Below are 19,042 nucleotides of genomic sequence, written 5' to 3'. Positions count from 1 at the left end.
TCTCTGAGCTCGCGGATCACGCTTGTAAGAGTGTCGCCGTCAGCGTTAGGCTTTGATAGTTCCTGCATTGCATCAGATATAGTTTGTCGCACTAGATCGCGCATTGCGATGCTCCAGTTGCTCATTTCAATCTCTACTGATTCGATTCGAGCATGTAAGGCGGCCATCTCTCGACGCCTTGCAACGTTTTCCACGACCTCTACAGCTGGTCCAGCGATAGGTAATCTTCGCAAGCCACACATGAGCGACTCTTGAGCTAGAATTTTAGTAGTTCCCGACAATTAAACCTGCCTTTCATCTAACTGCTTTGAAAACATTCGTGCTGACGCAGATAGAACAGAGGCATTTGAACACAGGTTTATCTGGCACCATCCACAAGCCAGAAAAATATATACTTGCTACAGCTTATTGGGAAGTGCGATCCGCGCGAAGGAGATACCGCCCGCGCCCCTCACAGATGACGGAATATTGCTTGGTTGGGCGTCGGAGTTGCGCTTGCTGCCTCAGCAAGCGCTACAAGGGTATCTGCCTCCACACGGCGAGGGCGAAAGCTAGCTTAGTCCGCACTGCGGACCTCGGGGCCTTGGACGATGCTTCGGGACGCAATGAAGGTCCGGTTTGGGGAAGCCGCGCTGCGGCAACGGTGAGCCGGGCCAAGGTCGGCTGAGGGCCGGAAGCGGTTGCGGCCAATCTGGACGCCAAATGTCCGCTTTGGGCCGATAGCGGCTGCGGCGGGGCAGGGGCCGGAAGGTCCACTAAGGGCCGGGAGCAGACCAGTCCAGCCAAGCCCGTAGATGTCCGCTAAGGGCCGAGAGCGGCTGCGACGGGGCAGTGGCCCGAAGATCCGCAATGACCTGATAGCAGCTCCGACGGGGCAGGGTCCCGAAGGTCCGCTAAGGGCCGATAGCGACCGCGGCTGGGAAGGGGCTCGAAGGTCCGCAATGGGCCGGGAGCGGACGACGCGCGAGGGGCGACCAGGTGCTGACCCCTGCTGCGCCGCCGCAACTCCGGTTTGAGCCCTCTTTGACCGATGTTGCGCTATGCAAGAATGTCCGTTACTTTTAGAACGACCTAAAACCTTCAGTGACCACTCGAATATTAAACGAGGTTTTTGACAGCTTGGACTGAGGTGGTTTGGGTTTGTGCCACAAACGAACGTTCTTGGCATATGAACAAGGCCCGCTGTGCCGGCGAGGCGGCCATTGATTTGAGAGAAATTTTAAAGCCAGTGTTGGTCTAAAACGCGAATAAAGGGGCGGTCGTTGATAACATCTAATTCCAGAATTTTTCTAGCGGCAGCCATTTTTACAGTTTCAACCGCCGCGCTTGCTGACGACACATTTCCCTTTCTTGAGCCCGATGCAATCCGGTCAGCATATGAGCTGGATGCGACTGACTGGTCATCCGCACCGGCTATGATTGTAAACGCTTTCGTAGCGGCTGAAGATCGTACCTTTTTTGAAAGGTCTATTAGCCGATCGACAATCCCTCTATTTGTTGCCGGGTGGTATCCAGAGCCGAGCTTTCCCAACAAACGTGTCATTTCATTTGCGCTCTCTCAGACGCTTGAGAGGGAAGAGATTCTGGATTGGTATGTTCACCGTGTCTTTCTTGGCCAAGGGTGTTTTGGCATCGATCAGGCAGGGCCAGCCTATTTTGGAAAAAACACAATCGATTTAGAACTTCACGAAGCTGCATTTCTCGCAGGGATACCGAAAGCGCCGTCCGCTTTCCATCCAATTAGAGAGCGCGACCGAGCAATATCGAGACGCAATTTTGTTCTTTCAGAGATGGCACGTGTCGGGTTCATTTCAGAACAAGAGGCGCATGCTAACGCCGAAAAACCGCTGACAGTTCGTCAACCTTTGGGTGCCTGCCCATGATCCGAGTTTAAAGGCGCTCGAAACAACTTGTGACACCGTTTTCTTGGGAAAGTTCGAAATGAGCTGTTCACCAGGTCCGCACAAGGTTTCAAAAACTACCGTTTGTTGAACGGCTCGCCGAACCGGACATTGACCCATGCGCAGCGGAGGTCTGCTTTGTCCGCACTGCTGACCTCTGGGCCCTGGACTATGCTGCGCGGTGCCATGAAGGTCCGGTATGGGGAAGCCGCGCTGCGGCAATGGTGATCCTGGAAAATGATCGGTTTGGGCCGGAAGCGGTCGCGGCCAATCTGGACGCTAGATGTCCGCTTTGGGCCGATAGCGGCTGCGCTTGATCAGGAGCTCGAACGGCGGCTTCGGGCCAAAAGCAACCGGGGTCGGACAGGGGGTCGAACGTCCGGTTAGGGCCGTCAGCGACGGGGAAGTTGATCATGAATGCTCCCGTCTTCCTGCGCTGCCGCATGTCCGCATGGACCCAGAGCAGTCGATCTTGACCTGTGCTTCAAAAGGCGAAGTCGAGCCCGGTGACTTAGCGGCTCCGGGCCCGAAGTTAAACGGTCGTCGCGTGCTTTCAGCCGTCGGTGGAGCAGGTGACGGCCTTCCAGTCATCGATTTCCTCGAGCATTGCCTGAAGCCGGTTCCGGACAAGGCCGAGTGCGTCACTGCCGAGCAGGAGCTGCGGCGGGGGAGTGTCCGACATCACGAGGCCGAGAACGGCTTCGGCCAGCTTATCGGGGTCGCCGAGCTGAGCACCGTGCTTTTTCCGCCGCGCTTGGCGGATCGGGTCGAAGATGCTGTCGTAATCGCTGATGGAGCGTTCGCTCCGAACCATGGATCGACCTGCCCAGTCGGTGCGGAAGGAGCCGGGGCAGAGTGCCGTTACATGCACCCCGAATGGCGCCATCTCGCTGCGCATGACCTCGGAGATGCCCTGCAAGGCGAACTTGCTACCACAGTAATAGGCGATCCCGGGCATTGTGATCAGACCTCCCATCGAAGTGACGTTAAGGATCAAACCGGCTCGGCGCTGGCGAAACCGGGGCAGAAAGGCCTTGGCCACCGCGACCGCTCCGAAGACGTTGACGTCCAACTTTCGCTGCAACTCGGACAGGGTGGATTCCTCCAGCACACCCTCGTGCCCATAACCGGCATTGTTCACGAGGACATCGACCGGGCCGAAGTCTGCCTCCGTTCGGCTGACCACCGCGTCGATACGATCAAAATCGGTGACGTCGCAAAGAATCGGATGAACGTCGGGAAGGCGTTCGAGGAGCGAGGCCCGCGCTGCATCGGAGCGGACCGTGCCGATCACTTTGTGTCCGGCTTTCAAAGCCGCGCGGGCGATTGCATATCCGAACCCCGAATTGGCGCCGGTAATGAAGAAAGTCTTGCCTGACATGAAGAGGCCCTCGCTTGCGTGGTTTGGTGAATTGACAGATTGTCTGGATCGACCATGCCGAACACGGCTGATCCTCTCGCAGGTTTGCCCGATCCTATGAAAAACAGCACTTTCCTCGCCCAGGCATCAGAGCTCGCGCCTAGCGCGGGGTACAACCGAACGGCATTGCCCGGCCTGCGCATTCTGCGCTCGGAAACCGTCCTCGAGGACGTCCCGGTCCTCTACCGGCCCGGCGCGGTCTTTGTGCTGCAGGGCGCCAAGCAGGGCTTTCTGGACGGGAATGTCTATCGCTACGATGCCGATCACTATCTTGCCGTCTCGGTTCCCGTGCCGTTCCGCATGGCCTCCCAGGCTGATCCCGATCGGCCCTTGCTGGCGCTCTATCTCGAGTTCGATCTGCAACTTGCCGCCGAAATCGCCGTCGCGCTTGACGCCGTGGGAAAGACGGTGCCAGCGCAGGCCCGGAGCCTCGTTTCGAGCCGCATGGACGCTCGGATGCATGAGCTTCTGGGCAGGGTCCTAGCCGCGCTTGCGGATCCGCAGGAAGGGGAGATCCTGGGCCCGGGGCTGCTGCGGGAGCTGCATTACCGCGTGCTCGTCGGGCCGCAGGGCGGTGCCCTTCGGGCTGCTCTGCGCCAAGGTGGGCCCTCCGGACGCATAGTCGAAAGCTTGGGGCGGATCCGGCAAAGCTTCACCACCAGCCTCTCGGTGCCCGATCTGGCCGCCGCGGCCGGGATGAGCATTCCCTGCTATCACGCTCACTTCAAGCAGCTGACAGGCACCTCGCCGGTCCGCTATATCAAGGCAATGCGCCTGCACGAGGCACGGCTGATGATCACGCGCAACCACGGCTCCGTTGCCAGTGTTGCGACGAAGGTCGGCTACCAGAGTGCCTCCCAGTTCAGTCGCGACTTCCGAAGACACTTTGGGCGAAGCGCGATGGAGGAAGCCCGCTGGATGACTGAGGACCTTGGCGAAGCACCGTAATCTCCGACGCAGCTCGGTACCCATCCTTCCAAATAGATCGACGCAGATACCCGGGTCGAATGCTCACTAAGCGGGTCGGGCACGTGTACGAACGGCGGCTTCGTCCGCAAAGCGTTCATTGGGGTGATGGAGATGCTGCGCGCTGCGCGAACGTGCGGATTGGTGAAGCTGCGCTGCAGCGATGTACCGACCGGCGAATGGCTGCTAAGGGCCGATAGCGGCTGCGGCGGGGTAGGGTGCCGCAAGGTCGTCGCGGGCTGGACGCGTTCGATGCCGCGCTGTGGCTGAACGACAGATCTAAAGGTCCTGTCGGACTGGACGGTCGACGACGGAATCGCGTCAGGGCCGACAGGCGCGGCTGCTCGCCAGGCGGCGCGTCTTCTGCGCTACGACTGGTCCGTCTCGGGCCCCTTTCGATTGGAAATGCCAGAAGTTGAGGCAGCTAGCTCTGCTCCGTCCGACCTGAAGACCGGGTTGGAGGGTTGGGCGCGCAGTGACGCGCGCCCTTGGACGGTCAATCCGGCAGGCTGTAGACGGAGACCATGTCGCCCACGGAAGGCTTCAGGATCGAGTTGCCGCCGGAGATGAAGGCCACGTACTGCCGGCCCTCGTGCTCGTAGATCGCCGGGTTCGAGACCGAGGGCGCCTCGGTCAGGTCGCTCCAGAGCTCCTGCCCGCTTGCCAGGTCGTAGGCCCGGACCATGCCGTCCATCGTCGCGCCGATGAAGATCAGCCCGCCGGCCGTCAGGGCCGGGCCGCCGATCGTCGGAGAACCCCAGCGTTCCGGCATGTAGAAGCCGTAGCGCTGGGACATGCCGAAGGGCTCGCGCCAGATCGTCTCGCCGGTGGTCATGTCGATGGCCATCAGCTCTCCGAAAGGCGGCTCCCAGCAGGGCATCCCGAGGCCGTTGATCGCGTTCTGCAGGGACATGCCGAAGGGCGCGCCGGTCTGCGGGTGGAACCCGCTTTCGCCCGTGCCGGCCTCGCCCTGCTGCGCCTCGTATTCCGCGCGCGGCCAGAGCTTGATGTGCTGGACCACGTGGCTGAGGTTCACGACGGCGATCTGCTGCTCCGGATCGAAGCCCACGCCGCCCCATTGCACGACGCCCGCGCTGTTGGGATAGGCGCCGGCCCCGGCGCCTTCGGTGGTCGGCGGCTGGTACATGCCCTCGTAGACCATGCGGTCCCAGAGGTCGGAGCAGGCGCCGAGGGACGCGATGTCGGCCAGCGCCCAGACGGGCGGCAGGGTCGACTGGTCGATCAGCGGCGCGGGGACGGTCGGGAAGGGCTGCGTCGGGGAGTAGACCTCGCCCTCGACATCGCCGGCGGGAACGGGGCGTTCCTCGATCGGCCAGACGTCCTCTCCGGTCTCGCGGTTCACCACGAAGAGGAAGCCCATCTTGGTGGCCTGCATCAGCGCCGGGATATCCTCCCCGTCGACGGTGATGTCCATCAGCGTCGGCGCCGAGTTGATGTCGTAATCCCAGATGTCGTGATGCACCCATTGCCGCGACCAGATCACCTCGCCGGTCTCGACGTCCAGCGCGGTGGTCGAGGTGGCGTAGGGGATCGATTCCGTGCGGTTGCCGCCCCAGTAGTTGGGCGAGGGCGAGGCGACCGGCAGGTAGACGATGCCGCGCTCTTCGTCGGCGCTCATCGCGGTCCAGACGTTGGCGGTGCCGGTCTGCGCGCGGATATCCGCGGGGATGGTGTCGAAGGTCCACTCCAGCTCGCCCGTCTGGGCGTTCACCGAGAAGACGGAGCCCGGAGGCGCCTCGGCCCAGTCCCAGTCATTTCCGGCCCAGCCGATCACCACGTGATCGCCGACGATGGTCGGCGGTTGCAGCAGCGACAGGGGCCAGCGGTCGTTGACGGTGTTCCACTGGTTCACGTCCAGAACGCCGCCATCGGCGAAGCCCTCGCAGGGCGCGCCGGTGTCGGCGTCCACCGCGAAGAGGCGCGCGTCCATCGTGCCGAGATAGACGATCTTCTGGCAGGCCTCGCCCTCCTGCGGGGCCTCCGCCTCCCAGTAGGCGACGCCGCGGTTCTTCAGCGCGGGCTGGGTCAGCGCCTTGAGCGTCGACTGGGTGTCGAAGGACCAGATCTCCTCGCCCGTCGCGGGATCGAGCGCCAGCACCCGGTAGAAGGGCGTTCCGATATAGAGCATGTCGTTGGCGTAGATCGGCGTGGCCGACCAGACGGTGGCGGGCAGATCGCCCGACCCGTCCGAGACGTCGCCGGTATGCATCCGCCAGGCAAGCTCCAGCCCGGAGACGTTCTCCGGCGTGATCTGGTCGAGGGGCGAGTATTTCGCCCCCGAAACCTGGCCGTGGAAGCTCGTCCAGTCGGTGCCCGCAGGCGGCACGCGGGCGTCCGAGGGCTGGCGCGCGGCCGGCGCCTCGGCCGCATCCTCGGGTGCGGCATCCTCGGAGGTCACGGGCGCCTGGGGTGCGGTGTCGGACGGTGCCTCTTGCTCTGGCGCGGGCGCTGCGTCCTGCGCGACAGCGGGCGCCGCGAGAAGGGCCAGCACGGCGGTGCTGCGAAGGAGGGAGATCATGCCGTGGCTCCTTTGGGTCCGGTCAGGGCGATGAGCCAGCCAAGGGCGCAGAGCCCCAGCGCAACCAGCATCACCCACTGGTGCAGAAGAAAGGTGGCGAAGGCGGTCAGCACGAGGCCAAGCGCCATGAGCACCAGCAGCAGCACCCGCAGGCCGCGATGGCCGCGGCGCAGCAGCAGCGCCCCGGCGATCAGCAGGCACAGCGCGCCGAAGCTCGCGGCAAGCGGCCCCCAGGTGCCGGTCACGCCGGTCAGCGGTGCGAAGTAGGCATAGAGCCCGCATCCCACGGCCAGGGCCGATGCCACGATTATGACCACGGGGCCAAGTCGGTTCAGCATTCGATTGCTCCTTGTCAAAGGTTCGGCCGCCGGCAGCCTGTATGCATGCAACCTGAGCGAATCCTAGCGCTGCGACGCCGGGATAAAAAGCACCCGCGAGCGCGTCGGAAAACCTTGTTGCGCAGTGGCTCGTTTGCAGGTTCAGCCCGTGACCTCGGCGCGGTTGCTGGCATGAGAGTGCCGTCCTGCCGCCCCTTCATTCGATCCGCGGGAATCGTGCAAACCTCGTGCTCGATGTGGCCGATCGTCCCAGTCCGATCTTTGGCAGGACGTGCGCGTTCAAGGGAGACGTTCAGCGCCCAAGGTCGCCGCCACCCCGCAGGCTCCCGCTTGCGGCGGCGGGGGCGGGCCCGTAACAGTTGCACCGCACGGCGAAGGAGGCCCAGCATGGCACGCATCACCTACATCGAGCACGGCGGCAAGGAGCATGTCGTGGAGGTCGCCAATGGCCTGACCGTGATGGAGGGCGCGCGCGACAACGGCATTCCCGGCATCGAGGCCGATTGCGGTGGCGCCTGCGCCTGTTCGACCTGCCATGTCTACGTGGCACCGGACTGGGTCGAGAAGCTGCCCGCCCGCGAGGCGATGGAAGAGGACATGCTCGATTTCGCCTACGAGCCCGATCCCGCCCGCTCGCGCCTGACCTGCCAGATCAAGGTGACGGATGCGCTCGACGGGCTGGTGGTGCAGATGCCGGCCGAGCAGGCCTAGGCCGCGAGCGCCGGCAGCACCGCCGCCTCCACGGCGTGCTGCCCGGCCCCGCTACTGCCCGCGGATACGCGGATCGAGCGCGTCGCGCAGCCCGTCACCGATGTAGTTCACGCTCAGCACCGTGAGCGAGATCGCGAGGCCGGGCCAGATCACCCTCTCGGGGTAGTCCGCCATGCGGTCGACGCTGTCGAAGAGCAGCTTGCCCCAGGTCGGGAAGTCCGACGGAAAGCCGAGCCCGAGGAAGGACAGCGCGCTTTCGGTGATGATCGCATTGGCCAGACCCAGCGTGGCCGAGACCATGATCGGCGACATCACGTTGGGCAGGATGTGCCGCCCGATCATCCGGTGCGCGGGCGTGCCGATGGAGCGCGAGGCCAGCACGAACTCCCGCTCCTTCAGCGCGAGCACGTCGCCGCGCACGATGCGCGCCGCCTGCATCCACGAGGTGATGCCGATCACCGTCACGATCAGGATGAAGATGCCCGCCTCGGGGCCGAAGGCGCCGCGCAGCGGCTCGCGGAAGAGCAGCATCATGACCAGCAGCAGCGGCAGGATCGGCAGCGCGAGGACGAGGTCGGTGAACCGCATCAGAAGGCCGTCCAGCGCCCGGAAGTAGCCCGCGAGCACCCCGATGGCGGTGCCGAGGATCAGGCTCAGCAGCATCGCGGCCCAGCCGACGGCCATGCTGACGCGCCCGCCCTGGATCAGGTTGGCCAGCGTGTCCCGCCCGAGGTTGTCGGTGCCCAGGGGATGGGCGAAGCCGGCTTTCGCCTCGCCGTTCCAGAGCAGGAAGTAGACGGGCCGCCAGTCCTTGTTGCGGATGTCGAGCGCGCCGGGATCGACCCGCCAGATCCAGGGGCCGAAGATCACGAAGAGGGTGATGAAGATCAGGAAGGCGGCGCCGATCATCGCGCCCCTGTGGCGGCGGAACTGGTCCCAGACGTCCCACCACTGGCTGCGGGTGACGATGCGGCTGCCGCCCTCGGCGGCCATGCCGCCGGGCACGGCCCCGGCGGGCACCATGTGCAGACTTTCGGTGCCGTGGTCGGCGCCGCGGGCGGGTTCGGCATCGAGGCGGTCAGTCATAGCGGATCCTCGGGTCGAGCACGCCGTAAAGGACGTCGGCGATCAGGTTGAACAGGACGATCAGCACGGCGAACATGAAGGTCAGCGTCTGCACCATCGGCAGATCGTTCGCCTGGATCGCGGTGATCAGCAGCTGGCCGAGACCGTTCACCTTGAACACCTGCTCGGTGATGATGGCGCCGCCGAAGACCTGCGGCACGCCGAGGGCGATCACCGTGATGACCGGGATCATCGAGTTGCGCAGCACGTGGCGCAGCACCACGACGCGCTCGTCCATGCCCTTGGCGCGGGCGGTGCGGACGTAGTCCTGGTCCATGTTGTCCAGCATCGAGGCGCGCATGAAGCGGCTGATCTGCGCGGCATTGTACAGCGCCAGCACGAAGACCGGCATCACCATCTGCCGCAGCTGCGCGAGGAAGCTGTCCCAGCCGGTCACCACCAGCGTGGTATCGTAGATCGAGGGGAACCAGCCCAGCTGGACCGAGAAGATGACGATCAGCAGCACCCCGGTGAAGAAGGTCGGCACCGAGAAGCCGACCATCGAGACGAATGTGCCGATGTTGTCGAAAATGGAATACTGCCGCACCGCCGAGACGATGCCGATCGGCACGGCGATCACGACGCCGACGACATAGGCAAGACCCACGACCCAAAGGGTCTGCGGCACCCGCTGGGCGATGATGTCCATCACCGGAGAGCGGAACTGCCAGGACAGGATCCTCAGCTTGTCCTCGGCGAAGCCGGTGCCGAAGATCGCGTCGAAGATCACCTGGGGCTCGACCACGAAGAACTGGTAGAGCCAGAGGTAGAAGCGCACCCAGACGGGCTCGTTCATTCCCAGCGCCTCGCGCATCTGCTCGCGCACCTCGGGCGGGATCGACAGCGGCATCTGCGCCATCGGATCGCCGGGCGCGAGGTCGAGCAGCAGGAAGATCACGAGGCCGATGAAGAGCAGCGTCGGGATCGCCAGGATCAGCCGCCGTATGGTGTAGGTGAGCATGGGCTGCGCCTTGTCGTGTCTGGCGTGGCGGGACCGGGGCGGGCCCCGGAACGGGGCAGGGCGGCAGGCGGTCGGCCCGCCGCCCCAAGGATCAGCCTTCGATCCGGTACCAGTCGGCGATGTTCCACAGCTCGCTGTCCCAGGCGTTCAGCTTCACCCCGCCAAGGGAATTGGCGACCCCCGACAGCTCGCCGCGGGCGGTGAGCGGGATGATGATGTGGCTCTGGTTGGTGAGCATGTCGTTCATCTGCTTGGCGATGCGCCCACGCTCGTCGAGATCGGCGGTCTCGCCCAGCTCGGCGATCAGCGCGTCGTAGTCCTCGGAGCAGTAGCGGTTGATGTTCTCGCCGACCCAGGCGCTGTCGGGCGAGGGGATCTTGTTGCAGGTATAGGCCGAGAGATAAGCCTGCGGATCGGTGCCGTCGAAGGTGTTGGTGTACATTTCGACGTCCGCGTAGAAGCGCTGGAAGGTGTCCGGGCTGCCCGGATCGCCGCCGAAGAAGACCGAGCTGTCGATGTTGCGCAGCTCGACCGAGAAGCCGATCTGCTCCCACCACTCCTTGATCAGCGCCTGGTAGTCCTGGCGCACGGCGTTGGTGGAGGTCTGGTACAGCATCTCCAGCGGCTCGCCATCGGGGGTCTCGCGCACGCCGTCGCCGTTCGTGTCGGTATAGCCGGCCTCTTCCAGCATCTGCATCGCGCCCTCGAGATCCTGCTCGATGCAGTCGGTGTTCCCCGAGGCGTAGAGTTCCGGCGCCGGCACCAGGTCGCAGGTCGGGCGGCCGGCCTCGCCATAGCCGATCTCGGTCAGCAGCGTCCGGTCGATGGCCATCGACAGCGCCTCGCGCACCGCCGGATCGGTGAGGAAGGGATGCGGATGCGCCACGGTAGAGCGTTCGCCCTCGGGCAGGTCGGGCGAGGCATCGGTCAGGTTCGCTTCGATCCGCTCGACCGAGGCGCCGAAGGCGGTGTTCAGCTGGCCTGTGCCGCCCTCGACCATGCCCTCGAGGACATCGGGCGCCAGCTGCAGGTTCCAGGCGTAGTCGTATTCGCCGGTCTCCAGAACGGCGCGCGCCGCGGCGGTGGCATCGCCGCCGCCCTTCATCGTCACGGTCGCGAAATAGGGCTTCGAGGCGTCGCGATAATTCTCGTTCGCCTCGAGCTGGACGACGTCATTGGGCCGGAAGTCGGTGACGACATAGGGGCCGGTGCCGATCGGTCCGAAGTTCGCCTCGGTGCATTGCGGCGCCGCCGGGCCGAGGCAGTCGGCGAATTGCTCGTGATTCAGGATCGGGCCCTGGTAGCCGACGAAGGCGGTGTAGGGGTTGGGTTGCGGGCCGTCGAACCGCACCGTCACGGTCTGGTCGTCCACGACCTCGACATCGGTCACGCCCTCGAACTTGGCGAGCTGGGCGCAGCCGCCGCCCTCGGCGGTGCAGTATTCCCAGGTGAAGCGCACGTCCTCGGCGGTCAGCGGGCTGCCGTCGGACCACAGGACGCCCTCGGCCAGCGTCCAGGTGATCGAGGTCAGATCCTCGGACACGCCGCCGTTCTCGACCGTCGGGATCTCGGCGGCGAGGTAGGGCACCATGGTCCCGTTCTCGTCGTAGCGGGCCAGCGGCTCGAGCATCAGGGACGAGGCTTCAAGATCCTTGGTGCCGGCCGACAGATAAGGGTTCAGCACGGAGGGCGCCTGCCAGTAGAACAGGCCCAGGTGGCCCGAGGCGCCGCGCTCGGTCGGTTGCGCCATGGCGGCGGGTGCCAGCGCGGTCAGCGCGGCGGCGCCCAGAAGGGCGGTCTTCAATCGCATAGTCGTCTCCCTGGTGTGTGTCATCGGCCCTCGGCCTCTGTCTGCGCCGGTTGGCCGGCGTCATTGTCGGGCGCCGCTTTACCGGCGTCTTCTCGTGTCGTTTCCTGCCGCACGGCGGCGGCAAGCGCCCGGCCGGCGTCGGCCTGTGCCGCCTCTGGCCGCTCGGGCGCGGTATCCTCGGGGCCGTCCATCACCGCCGGATCGTAGAGGTGGCAGGCGACGTGGCGCCCGGGCCTGACCTCGCGGCTGGCGGGGTCGATCTTGTGGCAGACCGGCATGACCTCCGGGCAGCGGGTGCAGAAATTGCAGCCCTTTGGCGGGTTCGCGGGCGAGGGGACGTCGCCGGTCAGCATGACCCGCGCCTGAACCGCGTCGGGGTCGGCCTCGGGCACCGCCGACAGGAGCGCGCGGGTATAGGGGTGCAGCGGCTCGGCATAGAGCGGCTCGCGCGGGGCAAGCTCCACGATCCGGCCGAGGTACATGACAGCCACGCGCGTCGCGATGTGGCGCACCATCGACAGGTCGTGGCTGATGAAGAGGTAGGTCAGGCCGAAGCGTTCCTGCAGGTCTTCCAGCAAGTTGACCACCTGCGCCTGGATCGAGACATCGAGTGCAGCGATGGGCTCGTCGCAGACGATGAACTTCGGATTGAGCGCGAGCGCCCGCGCGATGCCGATGCGCTGGCGCTGCCCGCCGGAAAAGGCATGCGGATAGCGCCCGGCAAAGGCGCGGTTCAGCCCGACGGCATCCATCAGCTCGAGCACCTTGTGCTGCTTCTCGCGGGTCGAGAGGCTGGTGTGCTCGTCCAGCGGCTCCTGGATGATCGCCGCCACCGTCATCCGCGGGTTCAGCGAAGCCTGCGGATCCTGGAAGACCATCTGCATCTTCGGCCGGTAGCGGCGCAGGTAGGACTGGCTGGCATCGCCGATCTCGGTGCCCTCGATCCTGATGGAGCCGCTGGTGATGTCGTAAAGCCGCAGCAGCGCGCGGCCGGCGGTGGATTTGCCGCAGCCCGATTCGCCGACGAGGCCGAGGGTCTCGCCCTCCATCACCGAAAAGCTGATGCCGTCGACGGCGCGGACCTCTCCGGTGCGGCGGCGCAGCAGCCCCGAATGGATCGGGAAATGCATGGTCAGATCGTGCACCTCGACCAGCGGCCGCTCGATCCGGGTCTTGGGCGCCTCCGCCTGCGGCTGGGCGTCAAGCATGGGCCGCCTCCCGCGCGCCCTGCGCCTGCGGGTCGTGCAGGAAGCAGGCGGCGTCGTGCCCCTCGGAGACCGGGTAGAGGGGTGGATCGGCGCGGTGGCATCGGCCCCAGGCCTGCGCGCAGCGGTCGCGGAAGGGGCAGCGGCTGGGCGGTTCGGTCAGGATCGGCGGCTGCCCGTCGATCACCGTCAGCCGCCGCTCGCGCGCGCCGCGCACCGTCGGCACGGTCTTGAGAAGGGCGCGGGTATAGGGATGCGCGGGCTCGCGGAAGAGCGCGCGGGTGGGGGCCTGCTCGGCCACCTCGCCGCCGTACATGACCATGACGCGGTCGGCGATGCCGGCCACGACGCCAAGGTCGTGGGTGATCCAGATCACCGCCATGCCCAGCTCCTCGCGCAGGCGCTTCATCAGGTCGATGATCTGCGCCTGGATCGTGACGTCGAGGGCCGTCGTCGGCTCGTCCGCGATCAGGAGCTTTGGCTCGCAGGCGAGCGCGATGGCGATCATCACCCGCTGGCGCATGCCGCCCGAGAACTGGTGCGGGTAATCCGAAAGGCGGCGCCGGGCATCGGGGATGCCGACCAGTTCCAGCAGCTCCTGCGCGCGGGCGCGGGCGGCGCGCTTGTCCATGCCGCGATGCTTGCGCAGCGGCTCGGCGATCTGCTGGCCGACGGTGAAGACCGGGTTGAGCGAGGTCATCGGGTCCTGGAAGACGAAGCCGATCTCGCCGCCGCGGACGCGGCGCAGCTCGGGCGCGGGCATCCGCAGCAGGTCGCGCCCCTGAAACAGGACCGAGCCGCGCCGCACCTCGGCGGGGGGCGTGGGCAGCAGGCCGATCAGCGACATCATCGTCACCGACTTGCCCGAGCCGCTTTCGCCGACGACGCCCAGAAGCTCTCCGGGGGCGACGTGGAAGGAGACGTCGTTCACGGCGTGAACCTCGCCGCGGCGGGTGCGGAAAACCGTCGTCAGGTTCCGAACGTCCAGAACCGGTGCCTCAGCCTGTGTCGCCATGCCGAACCTCCCTTGCCTGCCGGGGGCTGCGTTTTTGTCGGGTTCGGTCTGACACCGGCCCTGTCCCGACCTTCACGTTAACGACTCACTTCAATCCGGCAAGTGCGCCGATCCTTGCCGCGCTGCGGCGTCGCCGCGGCTGGAATGTGCCGCCGAGGCAGGCTAGGTCCGGGCCTGTCTGCCGCAAAGAGAGGCATCCGCGCGATGACACAGGACGTGAAGCAGGTGATCTGCATCAACTGGGGCACCAGATACGGGGCGCCCTGGATCAACCGGCTTTACGGCATGGTGGCGCGCAACATCACGGGGCCCTTCACCTTCACCTGTTTCACCGACACCGCTGAAGGCGTCCGCCCAGAGGTGCTGTGCGAGGATCTTCCGCAGGTCGATTTCCCGATGCCGGTCGGCACCAAGGGCAAATGGCCGAAGTCGCGTCTCTGGGGGCCGCGGCTGGGCAGCCTTTCGGGGCCGGTGCTGTTCCTCGATCTCGACGTGCTGGTGACCGGCAGCCTTGATCCCTTCTTCGACTTCGGCGGGCCGGAGGACGTGGTCCTCTCGCGCAATCCGAACACGCCCTTCGAGCGTCTGGGCCAGACCTCCTGCTTTCGCTTTCCGGTGGGCAAGCTGGTGCCGATGCAGGAGGCCTATGCCGCCGATCCGCAGGGCATCGCCGAGCGCTACGAGTTCGAGCAGCGCTTCGTCACCCGCAACGCGCCGGGCGGGATCAAGCTGTTCCCGGCCCGCTGGGTGCGCCATTTCCGCCAGCATTGCCGCAGGCCCTTTCCGCTGAACTACGCGCTGGCGCCGAAGCTGCCGCGCGACGCGCGGCTGGTGATCTTTCCGGGCGGCTTTCATCCGCGCCATGCCATCGCGGGGCATTACCCGCACCGCGAGCCCGGCAGCCCGGGCCAGCACCTGAGGCGCCTCTTCGACAAGGACCGGCCCGACCCGCCGCTGCGCCACCTGCGGCACTACCTGCGCCCCGCCCCCTGGGTCGAGGAGGTCTGGCGCGAGTGAGCCGCGGCGCTTGACCGCGGCTGCGGGGGCATCGAAGTCTGGGGGCGAAAAGGAGCCCCTCCCATGCCAGACGTCCTCTCCCCCCGCGCGATCCTCGAACGCCTCGTCGCCTTTCCCACCGTCAGCCGCGACAGCAACCTGCCGCTGATCGACTGGGTGGAGGGCTACCTCGCCGGCCATGGCATCACCGCGCAGCGGGTCCCGAACGAGGCCGGCGACAAGGCGGCGCTATTCGCGCAGGGCGGCACGGCAGCCGAAGGGGGCGTTCTGCTGTCGGGGCATACCGATGTCGTGCCGGTGGACGGCCAGCCCTGGAGCACCGACCCCTTCGTGCTGACCGAAGTCGAGGGGCGGCTTTACGGGCGCGGCTCGGTCGACATGAAGGGCTTCGACGCGCTGGCGATCTGGGCCTGCGTCGAGGCGCAGCGGCGCGGCACCGCGCGGCCCGTGCAGCTGGCCCTCTCCTACGACGAGGAGGTCGGCTGTATCGGCGCCGCGCCCATGGCGCAGCGCATGGCCGCCGAGCTGCCGCGCGCCGCGGCCGCCATCGTCGGAGAGCCCTCGGAGATGCTTTGCGTGACGGGTCACAAGGGCGGTTTCGGCTTCGACGTGGATGTGCGCGGGGTCGAGGTGCATTCCTCGCTCATGCATACCGGCGTCTCTGCTGTGATGGAGGCGGCGCGGTTGATCGACTGGGCGAACCTCTGGAACGACCGGCTCGCCGCCGAAGAGCCAGAGGGCATGGCCGCGCTTTTCGAGCCGCCCTGGACGACGCTGCATGTCGGGATGATCGAGGGCGGCACGGCGCATAACATCACCGCCGGGCACTGCCACTTCGTGCTGACCTTCCGCCCGGTCCCCGGAAACGGCGTCGAGGTCTGGGAGCCGCGCGTGCAGGAGGCCGTGCGCAAGCAGGAGGCGGCGATGAGGTCGGTGCACCCCGACGCCCGCATCGACCTCGCCCGCCGCTACGACCTGCCGCCGCTGGCCCCCGAGGAGGACGGCGCCGCCGAGCGTTTCGTGCGGCAGATCACCGGCGACAACGGCACCCATGTCGTCAGCTACGGCACCGAGGCCGGGCATTTTCAGGCGGCGGGCTATTCGACGGTGGTCTGCGGGCCGGGCAAGATCGACCGGGCGCACAAGGCGGACGAATACATCGAGATCGCCGAGCTCGAGGCCGGGCAGGCCTTTCTCGAGCGGGTGCTGGACCGCCTGGCCTGAGGGGGCCGGCCTCGGGGGGCATCGAGCCCCCGCTCGGCCGGCCGCCGCCGTCGCGGCGGGGCCTGAAATGCAGGCAGGCGCGCCCCGGTCCGGGCCGGGGCCCCCGGCGGGGATATTTGGGAAAAAGATCGGTCATCTGATCTTTGATCCATTCCAGAAGATGCTGTCGCCAATGAGGCTTACGATCACATCATAATCGAGATTAACGCGATCGGGGCGAAATCGTAACCGGATCATATCGGGGTCGCCCGTAGGTGGCGTGCCGCGAGTTCCAATTTCGTAAACGTGATCTCTTAACCGAAACATTTCTGGATCGCCCAAGCTCACGGCATTGTTCCCGCCAATGTACCGTTCCCGCACATGAGGAAAAGCAGCGACGCAAACAAGGCGCCCAAGCGTTATATAATAGTTGGTTTGGTCTCCGTTGATGCTGTCCCCTCGGTAAAGCGTATATGGAGCAAGCGTCTGTACGATAGAATCATCGGTAAGATCAGGCGGACATGATGAAGAGAAGAAGTCTGACACATCCTGGGTTACGAGCCCCTTATCGGCTGTAAAGCCATCTTCGGTTAGGAAGTAGTCGCTTCTGGGAAAGAAATAATTTTTTTTTAATTCCCGCGCACGAGGCGCAAAGTGCAAAGGCAAGAATCGGTAGCGGGGGCTTCATAGCGACATGTCCTTCACGCGTAAAAATTAATTGCTTGGTCCACTTGGAGAAGCTTCCAGCTATCTGGGCGTGCCCGATGGGATCATAACGCGCTCGGCTAGATCAGCCTCTTCACCGGACGTGAAATGAAGAAACACTTCAGAGGAACCTCTCGCTTGAGCCCAAGTTTCCACTGCAAGCATAAGGCCCAAGGAAACTGTACCGCCAGATAGGCTGGATTGATCCTTACGGATAACGAATATGCTGTAGCCTATCGTTATCAGGATGCCCTTGCCAATATGGTACTCACCAACAGAAGAATACGCCACATCCACTGGGTTTTGCGGCCCACAAGCTAGAGAGATGGCGTATCGCTTGCGGTCGATAAGTCCCTTATTGGAAAGTGCTGACACCTTTTTCTCGTGGAAGGGTATGTGGGACATCCTGCTGTCATTGAGAGACAGGGGGCGTCTTGTGCGGGGCCGGGCGGCGGCGCAGTCTGCCGGGCGACAGGGACCAAGAGGGACAGGCCGCCATGCCGATCAAGAACCGTTTCGCCGAGCTTCTGCCGCAGATCACCGAGTGGCGGCGCGACCTGCACCGCAATCCCGAGCTGCTGTTCGACACCCATCGCACCGCCGCCAGCGTCGCCGAGACGCTGCGCGCGATGGGGTGCGACGAGGTTGTCGAGGGGATCGGCCGCACCGGCGTCGTCGGCGTGATCAAGGGGCGCAGCGATACGGCCGGAAAGGTCATCGGGCTTCGGGCCGACATGGACGCGCTGCCGATCCTCGAGGCGACGGGGCTGGATTATGCCAGCGAGACGCCGGGCGCGATGCATGCCTGCGGCCACGACGGCCATACCGCGATGCTGCTGGGGGCGGCGCAGTACCTCGCAGAGACGCGCAACTTCGACGGCACCGCCGTGGTCATCTTCCAGCCCGCCGAGGAGGGCGGCGGCGGCGGCAAGGTGATGTGCGACGACGGCATGATGGAGCGCTGGAACATCCAGGAGGTCTACGGCATGCACAACTGGCCCGGCCTGCCGCTGGGGCAGTTCGCGATCCGGCCCGGCGCCTTCTTCGCCGGCACCGACGAGTTCGAGATCGCGGTCAGGGGCAAGGGCGGGCATGCCGCCAAGCCGCACGAGACCGTCGATCCCACGGTGATCGCCAGCCATGTGGTGACCGCGCTGCAGACCGTGGCGAGCCGCAATCTCGACCCCGTCGAGCAGATCGTCGTCTCGGTCACCTCCTTCACCACATCCTCGACCGCCTTCAACGTGATCCCGCAGGAGGTCACGCTGCGCGGCACGGTGCGCACCCATGACAAGGGTGTGCGCGCCATGGCCGAGGGGCGGATCAAGGCCCTCGTCGCCGGGATCACCGAGGCGATGGGCGGCAAGGCCGAGATCGACTACCGCAACAACTACCCCGTCATGGTCAATTCCGAAGAGCAGACGGAGTACGCCGCCGAGGTCGCACGCGGTGTCTCGGGCGGCTGCGCGGAGGCGGCGCTGGTCATGGGCGGCGAGGATTTCGCCTATATGCTCGAGGCGCGGCCCGGCGCCTATATCGTCGTCGGCAACGGCGACTCTGCGCCGGTCCATCACCCCGAGTACAACTTCAACGACGAGGTGATCCCGGCGGGCTGCTCCTGGTACGCCGGGATCGTCGAGGCGCGGATGCCGGCAGCCTGACCCGCTAGAACAGCTTCGGCACGCCGCCGGGCAGGACCTGCCGCTCGGTCACGCCGTAGCGCAGGCCCTGCCCGATGCGGTGGGCGAGGGCGGACCAGGCCTGCGCCGTCTCCTGAGGGAGTTCCTGCGCCAGGGTGGCGTCGAACATCGCGAGCCAGGGCATGAACATGCCCGGCCGCACGTCGCCGGCGCGCCGGTGCACTGCCAGCGGATTGCCGGAATAGCCCTGCTCGAAAAGGATGGCGTTTCGCCAGAAGGCGGCGATCTTCGCCTCATGCGCGGGCCAGTCGGTGACATGGGCCGCGAAGACGGGCCCGAGGCCGGGATGGGCGCGCACCCTTTCATAGAAGCACGCGACGACGCGGGCGATCTCTTCGGGCGTGACATCGAAGCGGGGCGGTGGCGGCGTGCCGCGCGGCGGCTCTGGGGGCTGGGTCATGGGCGGCTCTCCTGCCGCCTCTCTAA

General features: G+C 65.6%; 17 protein-coding genes. 6 read left to right on the top strand and 11 right to left on the bottom strand.

What is annotated here, in order from left to right; genetic code table 11:
- Nucleotides 1-1,262 precede the first annotated feature (1,262 nt).
- Nucleotides 1,263-1,883: a transglycosylase domain-containing protein gene (locus DFP88_RS12080; RefSeq protein WP_146227495.1), complete on the top strand. Its 621-nt coding sequence runs from the start codon at nt 1,263-1,265 to the stop codon at nt 1,881-1,883.
- A 571-nt stretch (nt 1,884-2,454) separates the two neighbouring features.
- Here DFP88_RS12080 and DFP88_RS12075 read toward each other — a convergent pair.
- A complete protein-coding gene (locus tag DFP88_RS12075) occupies nt 2,455-3,282 on the bottom strand; it encodes an oxidoreductase (RefSeq protein ID WP_110814908.1) in 828 nt (275 codons plus the stop codon).
- Between the two features lie 96 nt (nt 3,283-3,378).
- Here DFP88_RS12075 and DFP88_RS12070 point away from each other — a divergent pair, with 96 nt between their 5' ends.
- Nucleotides 3,379-4,269 (top strand): AraC family transcriptional regulator, encoded by an 891-nt coding sequence (locus DFP88_RS12070; RefSeq protein WP_110814906.1) that lies wholly within the window; start codon nt 3,379-3,381, stop codon nt 4,267-4,269.
- Between the two features lie 514 nt (nt 4,270-4,783).
- Here the strand turns inward: DFP88_RS12070 and DFP88_RS12065 are convergent.
- Together DFP88_RS12065 and DFP88_RS12060 are read right to left on the bottom strand one after the other, a co-directional pair.
- Nucleotides 4,784-6,826, bottom strand: a complete 2,043-nt coding sequence (locus tag DFP88_RS12065; protein ID WP_110814904.1) for a pyrroloquinoline quinone-dependent dehydrogenase — start codon at nt 6,824-6,826, stop codon at nt 4,784-4,786.
- The gene (locus tag DFP88_RS12060; protein ID WP_110814902.1) at nt 6,823-7,164 is read right to left on the bottom strand and encodes a hypothetical protein; all 342 of its coding nucleotides are present in this window, start codon (nt 7,162-7,164) and stop codon (nt 6,823-6,825) included. The genes DFP88_RS12065 and DFP88_RS12060 overlap by 4 nt, the downstream gene beginning before the upstream one ends.
- A gap of 387 nt (nt 7,165-7,551) precedes the next feature.
- Here DFP88_RS12060 and DFP88_RS12055 point away from each other — a divergent pair, with 387 nt between their 5' ends.
- Nucleotides 7,552-7,875, top strand: a complete 324-nt coding sequence (locus DFP88_RS12055; protein ID WP_110814900.1) for a 2Fe-2S iron-sulfur cluster-binding protein — start codon at nt 7,552-7,554, stop codon at nt 7,873-7,875.
- A 51-nt stretch (nt 7,876-7,926) separates the two neighbouring features.
- Here DFP88_RS12055 and DFP88_RS12050 read toward each other — a convergent pair whose 3' ends face one another.
- The 5 genes from DFP88_RS12050 to DFP88_RS12030 form a co-directional block, all read right to left on the bottom strand.
- A complete protein-coding gene (locus DFP88_RS12050; RefSeq protein ID WP_245904820.1) occupies nt 7,927-8,868 on the bottom strand; it encodes an ABC transporter permease in 942 nt (313 codons plus the stop codon).
- Between the two features lie 85 nt (nt 8,869-8,953).
- Nucleotides 8,954-9,961, bottom strand: a complete 1,008-nt coding sequence (locus DFP88_RS12045) for an ABC transporter permease (RefSeq protein ID WP_110814898.1) — start codon at nt 9,959-9,961, stop codon at nt 8,954-8,956.
- A gap of 91 nt (nt 9,962-10,052) precedes the next feature.
- Nucleotides 10,053-11,771, bottom strand: coding sequence for a peptide ABC transporter substrate-binding protein (locus tag DFP88_RS12040; RefSeq protein ID WP_110814896.1), 1,719 nt, complete (start codon nt 11,769-11,771; stop codon nt 10,053-10,055).
- A gap of 20 nt (nt 11,772-11,791) precedes the next feature.
- Nucleotides 11,792-12,979 carry an ABC transporter ATP-binding protein gene (locus tag DFP88_RS12035; RefSeq protein ID WP_110814894.1) on the bottom strand — a complete coding sequence of 396 codons (1,188 nt, stop codon included), beginning with the start codon at nt 12,977-12,979 and terminating at the stop codon, nt 11,792-11,794.
- Nucleotides 12,972-13,991 (bottom strand): ABC transporter ATP-binding protein, encoded by a 1,020-nt coding sequence (locus tag DFP88_RS12030; protein ID WP_110814892.1) that lies wholly within the window; start codon nt 13,989-13,991, stop codon nt 12,972-12,974. Before DFP88_RS12030 ends, DFP88_RS12035 begins: the two co-directional genes overlap by 8 nt.
- Nucleotides 13,992-14,195: 204 nt before the next feature.
- On the opposite strand from DFP88_RS12030, the gene DFP88_RS12025 reads away from it, so the two are divergent.
- Together DFP88_RS12025 and argE are read left to right on the top strand one after the other, a co-directional pair.
- The gene (locus DFP88_RS12025) at nt 14,196-15,008 is read left to right on the top strand and encodes a glycosyl transferase (RefSeq protein ID WP_110814890.1); all 813 of its coding nucleotides are present in this window, start codon (nt 14,196-14,198) and stop codon (nt 15,006-15,008) included.
- A gap of 63 nt (nt 15,009-15,071) precedes the next feature.
- Nucleotides 15,072-16,232, top strand: coding sequence for an acetylornithine deacetylase (argE, locus tag DFP88_RS12020; protein WP_110814888.1), 1,161 nt, complete (start codon nt 15,072-15,074; stop codon nt 16,230-16,232).
- A gap of 132 nt (nt 16,233-16,364) precedes the next feature.
- On the opposite strand, the gene DFP88_RS16890 is transcribed toward argE, so the two are convergent.
- Nucleotides 16,365-16,877, bottom strand: a complete 513-nt coding sequence (locus DFP88_RS16890) for a hypothetical protein (RefSeq protein ID WP_146227493.1) — start codon at nt 16,875-16,877, stop codon at nt 16,365-16,367.
- 81 nt (nt 16,878-16,958) lie between these two features.
- Nucleotides 16,959-17,321: a hypothetical protein gene (locus DFP88_RS16885; protein ID WP_146227491.1), complete on the bottom strand. Its 363-nt coding sequence runs from the start codon at nt 17,319-17,321 to the stop codon at nt 16,959-16,961.
- 92 nt (nt 17,322-17,413) lie between these two features.
- On the opposite strand from DFP88_RS16885, the gene DFP88_RS12015 reads away from it, so the two are divergent.
- Nucleotides 17,414-18,577, top strand: coding sequence for a M20 aminoacylase family protein (locus DFP88_RS12015; protein ID WP_110814886.1), 1,164 nt, complete (start codon nt 17,414-17,416; stop codon nt 18,575-18,577).
- A gap of 4 nt (nt 18,578-18,581) precedes the next feature.
- On the opposite strand, the gene DFP88_RS12010 is transcribed toward DFP88_RS12015, so the two are convergent.
- Nucleotides 18,582-19,016, bottom strand: a complete 435-nt coding sequence (locus DFP88_RS12010) for a group III truncated hemoglobin (RefSeq protein ID WP_110814885.1) — start codon at nt 19,014-19,016, stop codon at nt 18,582-18,584.
- Nucleotides 19,017-19,042 lie beyond the last annotated feature (26 nt).

It is taken from the genome of Pseudoroseicyclus aestuarii (genome assembly GCF_003217255.1).
Lineage (GTDB): Bacteria > Pseudomonadota > Alphaproteobacteria > Rhodobacterales > Rhodobacteraceae > Pseudoroseicyclus > Pseudoroseicyclus aestuarii.
The sequence above is the reverse complement of the archived record's forward strand: the minus strand, read 5'-3'. Positions and strand labels throughout refer to the sequence as shown.

Coding starts and splice junctions, on each gene's coding strand:
- DFP88_RS12075 (WP_110814908.1), bottom strand. CDS start 3,282: ATGTCAGGCAAGACTTTCTTCATTACCGGCGCCAATTCGGGGTTCGGA.
- DFP88_RS12025 (WP_110814890.1), top strand. CDS start 14,196: ATGACACAGGACGTGAAGCAGGTGATCTGCATCAACTGGGGCACCAGA.
- DFP88_RS12015 (WP_110814886.1), top strand. CDS start 17,414: ATGCCGATCAAGAACCGTTTCGCCGAGCTTCTGCCGCAGATCACCGAG.
- DFP88_RS12045 (WP_110814898.1), bottom strand. CDS start 9,961: ATGCTCACCTACACCATACGGCGGCTGATCCTGGCGATCCCGACGCTG.
- DFP88_RS12010 (WP_110814885.1), bottom strand. CDS start 19,016: ATGACCCAGCCCCCAGAGCCGCCGCGCGGCACGCCGCCACCGCCCCGC.
- DFP88_RS16885 (WP_146227491.1), bottom strand. CDS start 17,321: ATGTCCCACATACCCTTCCACGAGAAAAAGGTGTCAGCACTTTCCAAT.
- DFP88_RS12055 (WP_110814900.1), top strand. CDS start 7,552: ATGGCACGCATCACCTACATCGAGCACGGCGGCAAGGAGCATGTCGTG.
- DFP88_RS12035 (WP_110814894.1), bottom strand. CDS start 12,979: ATGCTTGACGCCCAGCCGCAGGCGGAGGCGCCCAAGACCCGGATCGAG.
- DFP88_RS12050 (WP_245904820.1), bottom strand. CDS start 8,868: ATGGCCGCCGAGGGCGGCAGCCGCATCGTCACCCGCAGCCAGTGGTGG.
- argE (WP_110814888.1), top strand. CDS start 15,072: ATGCCAGACGTCCTCTCCCCCCGCGCGATCCTCGAACGCCTCGTCGCC.
- DFP88_RS12060 (WP_110814902.1), bottom strand. CDS start 7,164: ATGCTGAACCGACTTGGCCCCGTGGTCATAATCGTGGCATCGGCCCTG.
- DFP88_RS12030 (WP_110814892.1), bottom strand. CDS start 13,991: ATGGCGACACAGGCTGAGGCACCGGTTCTGGACGTTCGGAACCTGACG.
- DFP88_RS12040 (WP_110814896.1), bottom strand. CDS start 11,771: ATGCGATTGAAGACCGCCCTTCTGGGCGCCGCCGCGCTGACCGCGCTG.
- DFP88_RS12070 (WP_110814906.1), top strand. CDS start 3,379: ATGAAAAACAGCACTTTCCTCGCCCAGGCATCAGAGCTCGCGCCTAGC.
- DFP88_RS12065 (WP_110814904.1), bottom strand. CDS start 6,826: ATGATCTCCCTCCTTCGCAGCACCGCCGTGCTGGCCCTTCTCGCGGCG.